Origin of the sequence: Gardnerella sp. DNF01159 (assembly GCF_049244215.1) — a bacterium.
Classification (GTDB): domain Bacteria; phylum Actinomycetota; class Actinomycetes; order Actinomycetales; family Bifidobacteriaceae; genus Bifidobacterium; species Bifidobacterium swidsinskii.
In genome coordinates, this window is sequence record NZ_CP058387.1 from 503,012 (window position 1) to 517,663 (window position 14,652).

9 protein-coding genes and 1 tRNA gene are annotated in these 14,652 nt (G+C 41.1%); 6 read left to right on the forward strand and 4 right to left on the reverse strand.

The genetic code is table 11. The features are described 5' to 3' along the window. Positions 1-83 precede the first annotated feature (83 nt). From HXT39_RS01805 to purT, 3 genes are all read right to left on the reverse strand, one after another. The gene (locus HXT39_RS01805) at positions 84-3,839 is read right to left on the reverse strand and encodes a phosphoribosylformylglycinamidine synthase (protein ID WP_103013839.1); all 3,756 of its coding nucleotides are present in this window, start codon (positions 3,837-3,839) and stop codon (positions 84-86) included. 143 nt (positions 3,840-3,982) lie between these two features. Next, positions 3,983-4,765 carry a phosphoribosylaminoimidazolesuccinocarboxamide synthase gene (gene purC, locus HXT39_RS01810; RefSeq protein WP_103013840.1) on the reverse strand — a complete coding sequence of 261 codons (783 nt, stop codon included), beginning with the start codon at positions 4,763-4,765 and terminating at the stop codon, positions 3,983-3,985. Positions 4,766-4,940: 175 nt separating this feature from the next. Beyond that, positions 4,941-6,224 (reverse strand): formate-dependent phosphoribosylglycinamide formyltransferase, encoded by a 1,284-nt coding sequence (gene purT / locus HXT39_RS01815; protein WP_103013841.1) that lies wholly within the window; start codon positions 6,222-6,224, stop codon positions 4,941-4,943. Positions 6,225-6,364: 140 nt separating this feature from the next. Between purT and HXT39_RS01820 the strand changes: the two genes are divergently transcribed. From HXT39_RS01820 to HXT39_RS01845, 6 genes are all read left to right on the forward strand, one after another. Next, positions 6,365-6,440 (forward strand) — tRNA-His (locus tag HXT39_RS01820). 147 nt (positions 6,441-6,587) lie between these two features. Further along, on the forward strand, positions 6,588-9,287 hold the full coding sequence (locus tag HXT39_RS01825) for a DNA translocase FtsK (protein WP_103013842.1): 2,700 nt from the start codon (positions 6,588-6,590) through the stop codon (positions 9,285-9,287). 81 nt (positions 9,288-9,368) lie between these two features. After that, positions 9,369-10,049, forward strand: a complete 681-nt coding sequence (gene pgsA, locus HXT39_RS01830; protein WP_076002943.1) for a CDP-diacylglycerol--glycerol-3-phosphate 3-phosphatidyltransferase — start codon at positions 9,369-9,371, stop codon at positions 10,047-10,049. Positions 10,050-10,160: 111 nt separating this feature from the next. Then, the gene (locus HXT39_RS01835) at positions 10,161-10,850 is read left to right on the forward strand and encodes a CinA family protein (protein ID WP_199172878.1); all 690 of its coding nucleotides are present in this window, start codon (positions 10,161-10,163) and stop codon (positions 10,848-10,850) included. Positions 10,851-11,055: 205 nt separating this feature from the next. Continuing rightward, positions 11,056-12,195, forward strand: coding sequence for a recombinase RecA (recA, locus tag HXT39_RS01840; protein ID WP_103013845.1), 1,140 nt, complete (start codon positions 11,056-11,058; stop codon positions 12,193-12,195). Positions 12,196-12,226: 31 nt separating this feature from the next. Further along, positions 12,227-12,895, forward strand: a complete 669-nt coding sequence (locus tag HXT39_RS01845; protein WP_064621599.1) for a regulatory protein RecX — start codon at positions 12,227-12,229, stop codon at positions 12,893-12,895. 59 nt (positions 12,896-12,954) lie between these two features. On the opposite strand, the gene thrC is transcribed toward HXT39_RS01845, so the two are convergent. Beyond that, positions 12,955-14,481, reverse strand: a complete 1,527-nt coding sequence (gene thrC, locus HXT39_RS01850; protein ID WP_102703179.1) for a threonine synthase — start codon at positions 14,479-14,481, stop codon at positions 12,955-12,957. Between the last annotated feature and the right edge of the window lie 171 nt (positions 14,482-14,652).

The following is a 14,652-nucleotide window of genomic DNA, read 5'->3' on the forward strand; positions in this document are numbered from 1 at the left end:
TCATACCCCCCTAATAATCGATGATTGTAATCGTCGAATTTTGTAGTTATTTTGATACAAGTCTTGCAACTGTAAACTAAAGCTCATGCAGTGAAATATTCAACGCCAGCTTCAAACAATGGTTGCTCGTGGAAATCAGGAATATTGACATACAAGTCACGACCTGCGCGCTCGCAATGTCCCATTTTTCCAAAAACTCGACCATCTGGGCTGGTAATTCCTTCAACGGACATAATCGATCCGTTTGGATTCACATTCAAACTCATGCTTGGAACGCCATTGCTATCAACGTATTGCGTAGCTACTTGGCCGTTGTTAATAAGCTTTTCCATAACTTCGTTAGTAGCAATAAAACGACCTTCTCCATGAGAAATTGCAACAGTATGCATGTCTCCAACTTGCGTATTTGCTAACCATGGTGAAAGATTTGAAGCAATTCTAGTGCGAACAATCCTACTTTGGTGTCTGCCAATAGTGTTGTAGGTAAGAGTTGGGCATTCGGAATTTATTGGGATAATGTCACCAAAAGGCACAAGACCAAGCTTAATAAGCGCTTGGAAGCCGTTGCAAATTCCAAGCATTAAACCGTCACGATTATTAAGCAAGTCACGAACTGCGTCTGTTACTGCTGGATTCCTAAAGAATGCTGTAATGAATTTTGCAGAACCGTCCGGCTCGTCCCCTCCAGAGAAGCCTCCTGGAATCATTACAATTTGACTCTTTTTAATCTCTTCAACCAATTTCTCAGCTGATTGTGCAATATCTTTTGCGCTTAAATTATTAATAATAAGCGTATGAGCGTCTGCTCCAGCTTTTTCAAAAGCAGCTTGAGTATCGTATTCGCAATTATTTCCAGGGAAAACTGGGATAATAACGTGAGGATGCGAAAGCGGCTTTAGTTTTCCTGTGTGCATGTGGTTTGTAGTAGAAACATTAGTTTCGTTATTAATAGTTTCTACAATCTCGCCAGGCTTTTTATACGGGAAGATTGAGGAAAGTTCGCTTTCCCAAACTTTTTGCAAATCACTTAAATCAATTTCTTCGCCATTCGATGAAGTAATCGCGTAATTTTCAGTTGTTTCGCCAACAATCTCAACGTCAACCAAGCTTGTATTCGCTAAAGACGGAACTTCAGCGTCTTCTTTAAGCTCAACGTAGAAGTTTCCATATGCTGGCTTAAATAAATCATCGTCGCTTAAATTGTTGAATAATTTAAGACCAATATGATTTCCAAGCGTCATTTTGAATAAGCTTTCTGCGCTAGCACCGTAGCCAGGAGTAGATATAGCAAGAGCTTGCTTGTTTTTCGTAATATTTTCTACAATCTCTAGTGCTTTCAGGAAGCTTTCTTTTTCTGGAGTAATTCCGTCGGATTTATATTTTGGAGCAATACGTATAACTTTATGATTTACACCCTTAAATTCAGGTGAAACAGTTAAACGTGCATCTCCAGTAGAAACAGCAAACGAAATCAAAGTTGGTGGCACATCCAGATTCTCAAAACTGCCGCTCATGGAATCCTTGCCGCCAATAGCTCCAACGCCAAAATCAAGCTGTGCACTTAAAGCACCAAGAACTGCTGCAGCTGGCTTTCCCCAACGCTCTGGAATATCGTGAGGCTTGCCAAAATATTCTTGCAAGCTCAAGTAAGCACGTTCGCGAGTGAAACCGCTAGCTGCTAGCTTTGCCAATGATTCAACAACCGCAACATAAGCTCCAGTAAACTGATTCTTTTCCATCAAATACGGATTAAAGCCCCAAGCCATTGCGGAAGCTGTGTTTGTTTCGCCAAATACTGGGAATTTAGCAACCATGGCTTGAGCAGGAGTAAGCTGGCGACGACCGCCAAAAGGCATAAGTACAGTAGCAGCGCCAATAGTAGAATCAAATCGTTCAGATAAGCCTTTATTTGAAGCAATATTAATATCCGAAACTAAGTTATGCATGCGCTTTTCTAACGGCAAATCTGACTGATTCTGCCATGGAGTTTCGTAAGATTCTCCACTTTCAATATGCAATATCTGCTGTTTTGCAGCGCCATTAGAAGCCAAGAATGCGCGGCTTAAGTCAACAATGGTTTTTCCACGCCAAGTCATTCGCATTCGTGCTTCTTCAGTAACAGTCGCTATTATTTCTGCTTCAAGATTTTCTTCACGAGCATACTTCAAAAATTCTTCAGCATCACTTGATGCAACGTCGACAGCCATGCGCTCTTGAGATTCAGAAATAGCAAGCTCAGTGCCGTCGAGACCTTCGTACTTTTTAGAAACTTTGTCGAGATTAATAGTTAAGCCGTCGGCAATTTCGCCAGTTGCGACAGAAATGCCGCCAGCGCCGAAATCGTTGCAACGCTTAATAAGTTGACAAGCATCCTTGCGTCGGAAAAGTCGTTGCAGTTTTCGCTCAATAGGAGCATTACCTTTTTGAACTTCAGCTCCGCACTCTTCAATACTTTCAACATCTTGAGCTTTAGAAGCGCCAGTTGCGCCGCCAATGCCATCTCTACCAGTGCGTCCGCCAAGAAGAATAATCACATCGCCAGGAGCTGGAGTTTCTCTGCGCACATGGTCGGCTGGGGTAGCGGCAACAACTGCACCAACCTCCATACGTTTTGCAACATAACCAGGGTGGTATAACTCGTGTACTTCGCCAGTAGCTAAACCAATCTGATTTCCGTAAGAAGAGTATCCTGCGGCAGCAGAAGTTACAATTTTTCGCTGCGGAAGCTTACCGTTTAAAGTCTCGCTAATAGGCGTGCGTGGATCTGCAGCACCAGTTACGCGCATTGCTTGATACACATAGGAGCGTCCAGAAAGAGGATCACGGATGCAGCCACCAATGCAAGTTGCAGCTCCACCGAAAGGCTCAATCTCTGTAGGATGATTATGTGTTTCGTTTTTAAACAGGAATAGCCAATCTTCGTCGTGACCGTTTACGTCCACTTTAACTTTTACTGTGCAAGCGTTGATTTCTTCTGACTCGTCCAAATTTTTAAGCTCGCCGGTATGCTTTAAGTATTTTGCGCCAATAGTTGCCATATCCATAAGGCAAACAGGCTTATTTTCGCGATTTAGTTCTTTTCGCAAATCAAGATAACGGCTAAATGCTTCTTGAACAGTGTTATCGTCAATAGAAATATCTGTAAGCTCGGTGCCAAAAGTCGTGTGACGGCAGTGGTCGGACCAGTACGTATCAATAACGCGAATTTCTGTAATAGTAGGATTTCTATGTTCTTCACGGAAATACTTCTGGCAGAACTTTGCGTCAGCCAAATCCATTGCCAAACCGCGAGTATTAATAAAGTCTTGTAATCCAGCTTCGTTTAAATCGTTAAATGAGCTAATTACTTCTACATCAGATGGTACAACTGCTTCTCGCTGTAAACTTTTTACCTCATCAAGTGAAGCTTCTCGCGCTTCAACAGGATTAATAACGTAGTGTTTAATATCGTTTAGTGCTTTTTCGTCAAGATCACCTTTTAAAGCGATTACTCTAGCAGTGCGCACTGTTGGGCGTTCGCCTTGACTAATAAGTTGAATGCATTCGCTAGCAGATTGCGCACGCTGATCGAATTGACCAGGCAAAAATTCTACAGCAAATACGTGCTCGTCGGTTTCAATAGGCAAGTAATCGTAAGTATTATCAACTGGAGGTTCGCTTAATACTGTTTGCACAGCATTGTCGAATAAATCTTTGCTGATACCTTCAACGTCATAACGGTTAATAATTCTTGCGGAAGTAATCGCGCTTATGCCAAGAATCTCCCTAAGCTCATGTAAAAGCTGTTGCGCTTGAACGTCAAAACCAGTGCGTTTTTCCACATATACGCGAAATACCACGAGAAACCTACCTTGTTGAATGTGCGGTATGAATGCAGTGTTTATTGTTGTATTGGTTTTAAATTATAAATATTAAATTATTCAAAATCACATTAAGAATGCATGTGGCTCGCACCCCCTAAAGGTACGAGCCACAACAATCATTATCGTTCTACGCAATCGTCAGGTTTGCGCACAGAGACATCCAAGCCTTCGCTTTGAGCTAAAGATGCAAGCCTATCGTAAATCTCTTCATAAGCAGGAATGATGTCGCCTAAATCGCGTCTGAACAAGTCCTTGTCCAAATGGCTTACCTCATTCGTACCAGCATTGCGCTTATCCCAAAGTCTGCAAGTATCAGGAGTTATTTCATCAGCGAGAAGAATATTACCTTGCGCGTCTACGCCCTCTTCAATCTTGAAGTCAACAAGCTGAACATCAATCTTGGAGAAAATATCCAACAAAGCATTGTTAACAGCATGAGCTTGACGAGTGACTTCCGTCATTTCTTCATCTGTTGCTAATCCAAGAGCTACAACGCCTTCTGGATTAATAAATGGATCGCCAAGCTCGTCGGACTTTACGCAGAACTCCAACAATGGCTTCTTTAAAGGTGTTCCTTCTTTAACGCTATAACGTTTTGCAAAAGAACCTGCAGCAGTATTTCGCATAATAATTTCCAGTGGGAACATGCGCATACGCTTTACAAGTTGTTCAGTATCGGAAATTCGTCCGAGGAAGTGGCTTTTTACGCCGCGCGCCTCAAGTAAATGGAATAGTAACGAAGTAATCCGGTTATTTAAACTGCCTTTACCTGCAATCTGAGCTTTCTTCAGACCGTTACCAGCTGTTGCCTGGTTCATGTATTCAACCCATAGCACATTGGTGTCATCGGTAGCATACAGTTTTTTGGCTTTGCCTTCGTACAACTTCTCAAGTTTTTCCATGATATGCCCTCTCTTATGTGCATTCACAGTTGTAGGCGCAAACCAACAATATTTGTAGGTTTACCTGACCTTTGCCAGCACGATTAGCGTAACAATTGTTACCTACAAAATTTCCCTTCGTGCATACCGTAAATTATTATCTTTTTTAACTCTTATGCCTTAATTTTCAATGTATCTAAGCATTTGTTTGTGTAGTTTTTAGCAACATGGCGATGCGTGTCGCATTTTCTCTAGCTTCTTCCTGCGTTAATCCAGTAGCTAAAGAAACTGCCATTCGTCTGTGACCATGCACAGAAGGCTTAGCAAAAATACGCAAGTTGCATCGATGATTTTCGCCAGATTGCAAAGCTTGAGCAATATTCGTAAAACCAACAGATCCTTCCGCTTTAATAACAATGGCGTGACTTGCTGCAACTTCATTATTTTTCAAAGAAAGTTCAGTATAGTTAGCTGTAATTGGGACTCCCAAAATAGCCAATGCGTGTAATGCGAATTCACTGTAGTGCTGTGAAATCATAGTTACCATGCCAGTATCGTGTGGGCGAGGTGAAAGCTCGTTAAATAACAGTGAGCCATCTTTTAATACAAATAGTTCGACTCCATAAATGCCCCAACCTGTTTCGCCAGCTTCTTGCGCAATATCAGTCAAACTTTCTACAGCACGCTTTGCAATATCTTTCGCATTAGTGCGGATCGATTCAGGAATATTTGCAGGCTGCCAAGATTCTCTATAGTCTCCGTCTTGCTGACACTGAGCGATCGGCTCACAAGTAGTAATTCCTGCGCAAGAGCTTATTGTAAGTACTGTAAGCTCATAATCAAGCGGAGCTAAAGCTTCAACAATAACGCGTGAACACTCATTTTCATGCTCAGCTGCTGCACGCCTGCCATGCTGAGCTTCATTCCAAGCTGCGAGCAAATTTTCAGAACTACGAACTATTGACTGACCATGACCAGAAGAGCTCATAACAGGTTTAACTACACAAGGATAGCCAACTTTTTTAGCTCCATCCTCTAACTCTTCATAAGATGAAGCGAAACAATACGGTGTAGTAGGCAGTCCTAAATCTTCGTGCGCAATTCTACGCAAGCGCTCGCGATCCATTGCAATCGCGGCAATATCTGAGCTAGGAACGACTTGAATATTCTTTTTAGCAGCATCTTTCAAAACTTCAGTAGCAATAGCTTCAACTTCTGGAATAATAATGTCAGGATTCACATTGGAAATAAGTTCTTGCAATTCTTGCGGATTCGACATATCTAGCACGTGGTATTCGTGAGCTATTTGCATTGCAGGAGCGTTTTTGTAGCTATCGGCAGCGCATACTAGCACGCCTAATCGCATAAGCTCAATCGCAATTTCCTTACCAAGCTCGCCTGAGCCAAGAAGAAGTGCTGTCGTGTTGTTGCTATTTGCAGTTACGCCAAAAATGCGCTGATTTTGCTCAGAAAAACTCATACACCCATTGTTGCATTTGCCATTGTCGAATAATTGATGTTGTTACTACGACGCGCCGAAGTGTGTTGCTCTGGCGGAAATCTAGAAAATCGTGTATAGTATCCCTTTGTTGTGTGATTATGTATGTTTTCACGCGCATGGTGGCTATAGCTCAGTCGGTAGAGCATCTGATTGTGGTTCAGAAGGTCGCGCGTTCAAGCCGCGTTAGCCACCCCACTTAAACGGCTGGTAATTGACCAGCCGTTTTTTGTTAGTTTTGTAACCCTTCAAGCCAAACAGTACATAGGGTAAACTGATATGGTTAGGGTGTTTCCCGACTTAAATTGTGCGTGCGCAATGAAGTAATGCACAGAAGGAGTATTTATGGCTGGTAAGGCTTCACCTAGTGAACCATTGTGGGAGACAATTCTCCTGTTTGTGCCTAGAACTTTAGGAAAGTTAGTGCGCTCGTTTTTTGGTGTTGGAGAATACGATGAGGCATATCGCAGGGATGGTTTGTGCTTCGTTATGCTTGTTCTTGCGATTTTGTTCTGCGCATCAGAATGGTTTAGAGTTAGTGGATTTATTGGAGTAGGTCTCCATTTTGTGTCTTCTAGTTTGCTTGGAATTATGAGCGTTGTTCTGCCTGTGTGGTTAAGCGTTGTTGCTTTTAGGTTGATGCGTAACAGTGGAGCTGGCTCTGGTAATCCTCGTGTTATTAGCGGATTTATTATTCTATTGTTGTCTGTTTGCTCAATTCTTGATATTTCTTCTGCACCTCGCGGAAAAGCGTTTAATTTAGACACTGTACAGAAGTCAGGTGGGTTATTAGGATTTGTGCTCGGATCTCCGCTATCGTGGGGTCTTTCTCGTATTTTTGCAATTATTATTTTTGTAGTAGCTACTATTTTTTCGATATTAATGATTGCTCACCTTCATGTAACTGATATAGCTCAAAGTGTTGTTACTATTTTTGCTAAATATAACAGTAAAAAGTCTTCTGAAGATTTAGGAAACTCTGAAGAAGATAATTCTGAAAGCAAAACCAATTCTTTGGAATTTGCAGATGGCGTGCCAACTCACAATGAAGAATCGTCTAAAAATAATAGCGGATCTTCTCAAATGTCTTCTGTATTGAAACTGTTTAAATCATTCTTTAAGCGTAAAAACAGCAATAATAATGGGGAATTGCTTGACGAATACGCCGGCGATGATGCATTTTCGCATGCTGCTTCTCACGGTAATAGTGCAGATAATCTTGAAAGAGTTGAACCTCGTAAAGCAAGAACTGTGAGCAGCTTTTCAGATAATAATGCTGCAAATAATTCTCAATTTGAAAATGCTGATAATAATTCGAGTCAACTTACACCTAGAAGTGTTTCATCTTCATCAAAGCCTGTTCCTGAAGAAATATTGCCAAAAGCTCCTATGAGTGATTCCTCTTTATCTGCAAGCGATCCGTGGTCAAGTATTCCAGCTGAACGTATGGATCAATATCGCAGGGATCAGGAAGATTCAGATGATGAAAATGCTGCCGGCAGTGAAAGTGGTGCTGGCAATAATAATGAGCCTTCTTTTGATTCTTCCTCTGAACCTTACAAGCTCCCTGATTTGAATCTTTTAGCTCATGGCAAGCCTCATGCTGCGAGAACTCCAGCAAACGATAACGTTATTCGCGCGTTAACTTCTACTTTCGAACAGTTTGACGTTGACGCTCACGTTATTGGATTCCTTAGAGGCCCATCTGTTACGCAGTACGAGGTTGAGCTTGGTCCTGGTGTAAAAGTTGAAAAAGTTACGAATTTGCAAAAAAATATTGCATACGCTGTAGCTAGTACGGATGTGCGTATTTTGTCGCCAATCCCAGGAAAGTCTGCTATTGGTATTGAAATTCCAAACGTCGACCGCGAAATTGTGCATTTGGGAGATGTTCTGCGCTCGCAAAAAGCTATGAATGACCCTAATCCTATGCTTACAGGCGTTGGAAAAGATGTTGAAGGTCATTTCGTAACTGCAGCTCTCGATAAAATGCCGCATTTGCTTGTTGCGGGCGCTACCGGCTCTGGTAAGTCGAGTTTCATTAATTCAATGCTTACTTCGATTATTATGAGAGCAACTCCTGAACAAGTTCGCATGATTATGGTCGATCCTAAGCGCGTGGAGCTTTCTGCTTATGCTGGCATTCCGCATTTGCTTACTCCGATTATTACAGATCCTAAGAAGGCTGCGCAGGCTCTTGAATGGGTTGTTAAAGAGATGGATGCTCGTTACGATGACTTGCAATTCTTTGGTTTCCGTCATGTTAAAGATTTCAACAAGGCTGTTCGTGAAGGAAAGGTTCATGCTCCGGCTGGATCTGAGCGAAAAGTTGCTCCATACCCGTATTTACTTGTGGTTGTAGATGAGATGGCTGATTTGATGATGGTTGCTAAGAACGATGTGGAAAGTTCTATTCAGCGTATTACTCAGCTTGCTCGAGCTGCAGGTGTGCATTTAGTTCTCGCTACTCAGCGTCCGTCTGTTGATGTTGTAACAGGCCTGATTAAAGCAAATATTCCTTCTCGCTTGGCTTTTGCTACTTCATCTGCAACGGATTCCAGGGTTATTCTCGATACTGTTGGTGCGGAAACTTTGATTGGTCAAGGTGACGCTTTGTTCCTTCCAATGGGTGCTGCTAAGCCTCAGCGTGTGCAGGGTTCGTGGGTGAGTGAATCTGAAATTCGTAAGGCTGTTGAGTATGTTCGCACGCAGCGCAAGCCAAAGTATCGTGAAGATATTGAGCAAATGGCTCAAAAAGCTGATGCTCAAGCTCAAAGCAAGCTTAAAACTAGCGATATTGGCGACGATATGGATGAGTTGCTTCAGGCTGCAGAGCTTGTTGTTAGCTCGCAATTTGGCTCTACTTCAATGCTTCAGCGCAAGTTGCGCGTTGGCTTTGCAAAGGCAGGTCGATTGATGGATTTGCTTGAATCTCGAGGAGTAGTGGGACCTTCTGAAGGTTCTAAAGCTCGCGAAGTTTTGGTTCAGCCGGAAGATTTGCCAAAAGTTTTGGCTTTTATTCGTGGTGAGTCAGATTCGTTATAAGATATTGTATTGTTATGTGCAGTACCAAGTTGTGTGATGTGCTAGAAGTTTTTACTTTGCAGTAGAATGAAGGTTATGTGTATGAAGAAAAAAGCTAAGTCATCATTTTTTGTTGGCTGGAATTATGCTCCGAATATTGTGACTTATATCCGTATTTTGCTTTCGCTTGTTTTTATTGTTTTATATTTGAAAGCAGGTATATGGGGTTTTGATTCAGTTTCGTTGCGTTGGGCTGCGTTTGTGCTGTTTGTTGTAGCTGCTTCTACGGATAAGCTTGACGGGTGGATGGCTCGTAAATATCATAAGGTTACAGAATTAGGTAAGTTGCTTGATCCAATTGCGGATAAAATTCTTATTTTAGCTGCGCTTATTATTGCTTCTGTTTTCGGCGAAATTTATTGGTGGATAACCATCTTGTTCATGATTCGCGAAATTGCCATTACTCTTGTGCGAATTTATGTTGTTAATGTTCGTGGAAGGGTAATTGCTGCATCCTCTGCAGGAAAATATAAGACTCTTACGCAGTCGATTGGTATTGCAATGATTATTGCACCTCTTGTTGCAACTCTTCATGCTAATCCATTGCCTTCTTGGATGGTTTCTTACTATGCAGTTGCTTTTGGCTTGCTTGGTATTTCTTTGGGCTTTGCTTTCTATTCTGCAGTTTTGTATGTCTATAGTGCTTTCTTTGAGGGTTCTTCAAATAGCGAATCTCAAGTTGATGATGCAAAAAATGCAGTGCCTTTGTCTCCTGTGAAGTAAATAAAATATAACGAGTTAAACTTCTTGTTTGTAGCTTACGGTTTTTCATAGATTATCCCTAAAGGGTTTATGTTTTGGAAAATCGTAAGCTACAATCATATCGAGCGTATTATGAATAATTCTTCAGGTTTTAATACAGTTTCTTTAGCTGCGAATCTATTGGAAAAAAGTTTTATTAAAGGAATGCATATTGCTTCAGCAGAGTCATTAACTGGCGGGCTTTTGGCTGATGCTTTTGTTTCTGTTCCTGGTGCGTCACGAGTTTTTTGTGGATCTGCTGTCACTTATGATATTCATGCTAAATCCAAAATTCTTGGCGTAAATTCTAATCTTTTACAATCTGAAGGCGCGGTTTACCAGGATGTTGCTTTTCAAATGGCGATTGGAGCTGCTCAAATATATCGTGGCAGTGGATGGGCGTATGAGGAAGATTGTGAGTGTTGTGCAAATTTTCCTATTATTGGCTTGTCTACAACTGGTGTTGCAGGTCCTGGTTCTGATGGTAATAAACCAGCAGGTTTAGTTTATGTTGGAATATTTTTGCCTCAAGTTAGTGATGTTGTGGATTCTGTTAAAGATGTAGCTCGTAAAGAACTTGAAAATGGCTGTGTGAGTAACGTCTATGATTATGATTTTGCTCAAATTGAAAGTCAAAGCGTAACTAAAATTGCGCCATCAAGTGCTGCTTTTGTTTTTGAATTGAGATTATCTGGCAGTCGTCAAGAAGTTCGCGAATCTACTGTATTTCAGTTGTTGAGAATAGCTAATGACTTGATTGCTTATGTCGAAGATTGTAAGTAGTTGGGTTGTAATCAAGACACGCGCTATCGAACAAATGTTCGCATATGTAGTATACTTATGTTTGTCGAGATGATTTAAGCTGAGTTAAGTGTTTAAGTGCTTGGATTAAATGTTTTATCCACATTGCACAAAAATGCTTGTACTTGAATCTAGTATGGAACTAAGGTCGTTCGATACATAACGGCATGCGAAAGGAGTAGCATACATGGCGCAAACAAAAAGTAAAGGCAGTATTAATCGCCTTATTGATGCGGATAAAACAGATCCACGTCGCCAAGCAGCGTTAGAAACTGCTTTAGCCAATGTTGAACGACAATATGGAAAAGGTTCTGCAATGCGCTTAGGTGATAGACCTATGCAAGATGTAGAAGTTATTTCTACTGGTTCATTAGCGTTGGACACTGCTTTGGGGATTGGCGGTGTTCCTAGAGGGCGAATAGTTGAAGTCTACGGTCCTGAGTCTTCTGGTAAAACAACTCTTGCTTTGCATATTGTTGCAAATGCTCAAAAAAATGGTGGGGTAGCGGCATTTATTGATGCTGAGCATGCGTTGGATCCTGTCTATGCGCGAAAGCTTGGAGTAGACACGGATGCTCTTATTGTTTCTCAGCCAGATAATGGTGAGCAGGCATTGGAAATTGCTGATATGCTTATTCGTTCTGGTGCGTTAGATGTTATTGTTGTTGATTCTGTAGCGGCATTAGTTCCTAAAGCTGAAATCGATGGCGATATGGGAGATAGTCATGTGGGCTTACAAGCTCGCTTAATGAGTCAGGCGTTGCGTAAGATGACTGGTGCTCTTTCACAAGCTGGCACTACTGCTATTTTTATTAATCAGCTTCGTGAAAAAATTGGCGTATTCTTTGGTAATCCTGAAACTACCACTGGTGGTAAAGCTTTGAAGTTCTATGCGTCTGTGCGTATGGATATTCGCAGAGTTTCTACTATTAAAGAGGGCGAAGAAGCTGTTGGCAACCGAACTAAAGTTAAGATTGTCAAGAATAAAATGGCTCCGCCTTTCAAAACTGCTGAGTTTGATGTTCTTTACGGAGAAGGTATCTCGACTGAAGGTTCTGTTATCGATATGGGACTGCAAGCTGAAGTTATTAAGAAATCTGGTTCTTGGTTTACTTATGAAGGTGAGCAGCTTGGACAAGGTCGTGAAAACGTCCGTAAATTCTTGAAAGATAATCCAGCTATTACTGAAGAAATTAGCGAAAAAGTCAAAGCTTCGTTAGGTTTAATGCATCCTGAAGATCAATTCGCTGAAGATTCTGAACTAGATCAATTCGATGATGATTCTGTAGCTAAAAATTCTGCACAAAAGTCATCCGAATCGAAGTAATAATAAGATTACAGTGTAAAGCGAATGCAATATGCCTATTAGTGTAGAGAATTTTCTTCGCGATCATCCAGTAGAGCGTGCTGAAGAAAATGACGAAAGTAATAGTGTAGTGACACATACTCGCAAAAAAATATCGCATAAGTCAGTACTTTTAAGCGCAAAAAATAATACAAAAAACATGCCGTATGTAAAAAACGCTAAAGTAAGTGATTTAAGCGACGAACTTTGCAATAGTAGTGAAGATGATTGCAGGGAAGCTGCTTTAAGGCTTTTAGATTATGCTCCTCGCTCTGTGATGAACATGCGCAAAAGGCTTAAAGAAAAAGGTTACACGGAAGTTGCTGTTGACGCGGTTATTCATCGCTTGCTTGAATTGCATCTTCTTGATGACAATCAATACGCTCAAATGGTGATTCGCTCTTGCGCAGTGAGGCTTCTTGGTGCTAGAGCTACTCGAATGGAATTGCAGCGTAAAAATGTTGATCCTGCTGCTATTTCACAAAATGTAGCTTCTGCTCAAAACTCTGGAGTATTCACTGAAGCAGCGTGGGAACTCGGTCGCAAAACGGCTTCGCGCACGAGAAATCTTGAGCCTTTAGTTCGAAGACGAAGATTTTTCGCAGCAGCTGCAAGAAAAGGTCATGATTTAAACGTTATTAACGAAGTGTATGCAGCTTTATTCGAAAGTAATAACGAATGAATAGTAAAAGAGGCTGGATTATACAAGTAAACCAGCCTCTTTCGCTTAAAACTTTATGATTATTTTGCGAAATTATGCGCTTGAGCTAAAACATACTCAGGCATATCTTCAACATTAATAACATCATTAAAGCGTGGAGTTTTATTTTCAAGATTTCTAAGCATGCTTGGAGCTTTAGTTCCTGTAGCTTTACTAAGAGCGTCCATGCATTTGAAATCATTCATATCTTGCACATGCTCAATATTCAAAGCTTCAGCAACAACGCGAGGGAATTTGTATGGGCTTGCAGTGCTTAGCAATACTCTAGGTGTGCTTTCGTCATGTGGAATATTTTGCATAACGAAGAATCCGCAAGCAGTATGTGGGTCGATCACATACTTGTACTTGTTCCAGCAGTCATAAATAGCTTCGCGAATTTGATCTTCATTTGCCCAACCGCAGCCAAACAGTGAGCGAATCTTTGCAAGCACATTTTCTGGAATCTCAAAAGCGCCCCACTGCTGTAAATCGTTCATAAGCATTTGTATTAAACGCGTGTCTTTATCGCACATGTAATAAAGCATTCGTTCCAAATTAGAAGAAACCAAAATATCCATAGAAGGAGCAACAGTGTGATGGAATGAGCGCTGACGGTTATAAGTGCCGCTTACCAAAAAATCAAACAAAACATTATTGCTATTGCTTGCAACAATAAGATGTTTTACAGGAAGACCAAGCATTTTTGCGTAATATCCAGCAAGAATATCGCCAAAATTGCCGGTTGGTACGCAAAACTCAACTTCGTCTCCAAGAGCTATTGCTTTACGCTCAACAAGTTGCTTATAAGCCGCAAAATAGTACACGACTTGCGGCACGAGTCGTCCAACATTTATTGAATTAGCAGAAGACAATTCAGTATTCGCAGATTCTTCAATATTTTTATTAAGCTCACTATTGGTGAAAATCTGTTTTACGCCAGTTTGAGCATCGTCAAAATTGCCTCGAACTGCGCAAACTTTCACATTTTCGCCCACCTGCGTAGTCATTTGCAATTCTTGAACGCGGCTAACTTTTCCTTCTGGATAAAAAGTAACCATAGAAGTGCCTGGAACATCAGCAAAACCAGCCAAAGCAGCTTTACCTGTATCTCCAGAAGTTGCAGTTAGAATCATAACGCTTTTTTCAATATCAGATTCGTTTTCGTGTTGAGTTTTAGTGCGAGACATTAATTGTGGCAACATTTGCAAAGCAACGTCTTTAAACGCGCATGTAGGACCATGGAAAAGTTCCATCACAAAATCGCGAGTGTTTCCAAGCTGCTGGAGTGGAGTAATAGCGTTATTAGCCCATTGATTGCCGTATGCCAGTTTAATGCAAGAAGAAAGCTCTTCTGAAGTATAATCTGGCAGTAACAGTTGTAAAATATCTTGCGCAATTTCTTGATACGATTTGCCTTGCAATTTAGAAATATCGTAACGCTCGCTACCAAGGCTATCGGCTACAAATAATCCGCCATCTTCAGCAATTCCTTTACGTATTGCTTCTTTTGAAGTGCATGTTGGCTTAAGCGAACGAGTGCTATGGAAAATAGTTGTATCTGATGCCATAATAACTCCGTAACCGTCTGTTTATAGAGAATATTTTTTACTTACATAGATTATTTATGTAAATTATTTACACAACTTATATCAAATTATGGTACCTGAAGTGCTGGGCGAATGGGCGTGTGCTAATCTCATATGTATAAATGCTTTTGTTTTACTATTAATTAATTGGCG

Coding starts and splice junctions, on each gene's coding strand:
- purC (WP_103013840.1), bottom strand. CDS start 4,765: ATGGAAAAACTTGAGAAGTTGTACGAAGGCAAAGCCAAAAAACTGTAT.
- purT (WP_103013841.1), bottom strand. CDS start 6,224: ATGAGTTTTTCTGAGCAAAATCAGCGCATTTTTGGCGTAACTGCAAAT.
- HXT39_RS01825 (WP_103013842.1), top strand. CDS start 6,588: ATGGCTGGTAAGGCTTCACCTAGTGAACCATTGTGGGAGACAATTCTC.
- pgsA (WP_076002943.1), top strand. CDS start 9,369: ATGAAGAAAAAAGCTAAGTCATCATTTTTTGTTGGCTGGAATTATGCT.
- HXT39_RS01835 (WP_199172878.1), top strand. CDS start 10,161: ATGAATAATTCTTCAGGTTTTAATACAGTTTCTTTAGCTGCGAATCTA.
- recA (WP_103013845.1), top strand. CDS start 11,056: ATGGCGCAAACAAAAAGTAAAGGCAGTATTAATCGCCTTATTGATGCG.
- HXT39_RS01845 (WP_064621599.1), top strand. CDS start 12,227: ATGCCTATTAGTGTAGAGAATTTTCTTCGCGATCATCCAGTAGAGCGT.
- thrC (WP_102703179.1), bottom strand. CDS start 14,481: ATGGCATCAGATACAACTATTTTCCATAGCACTCGTTCGCTTAAGCCA.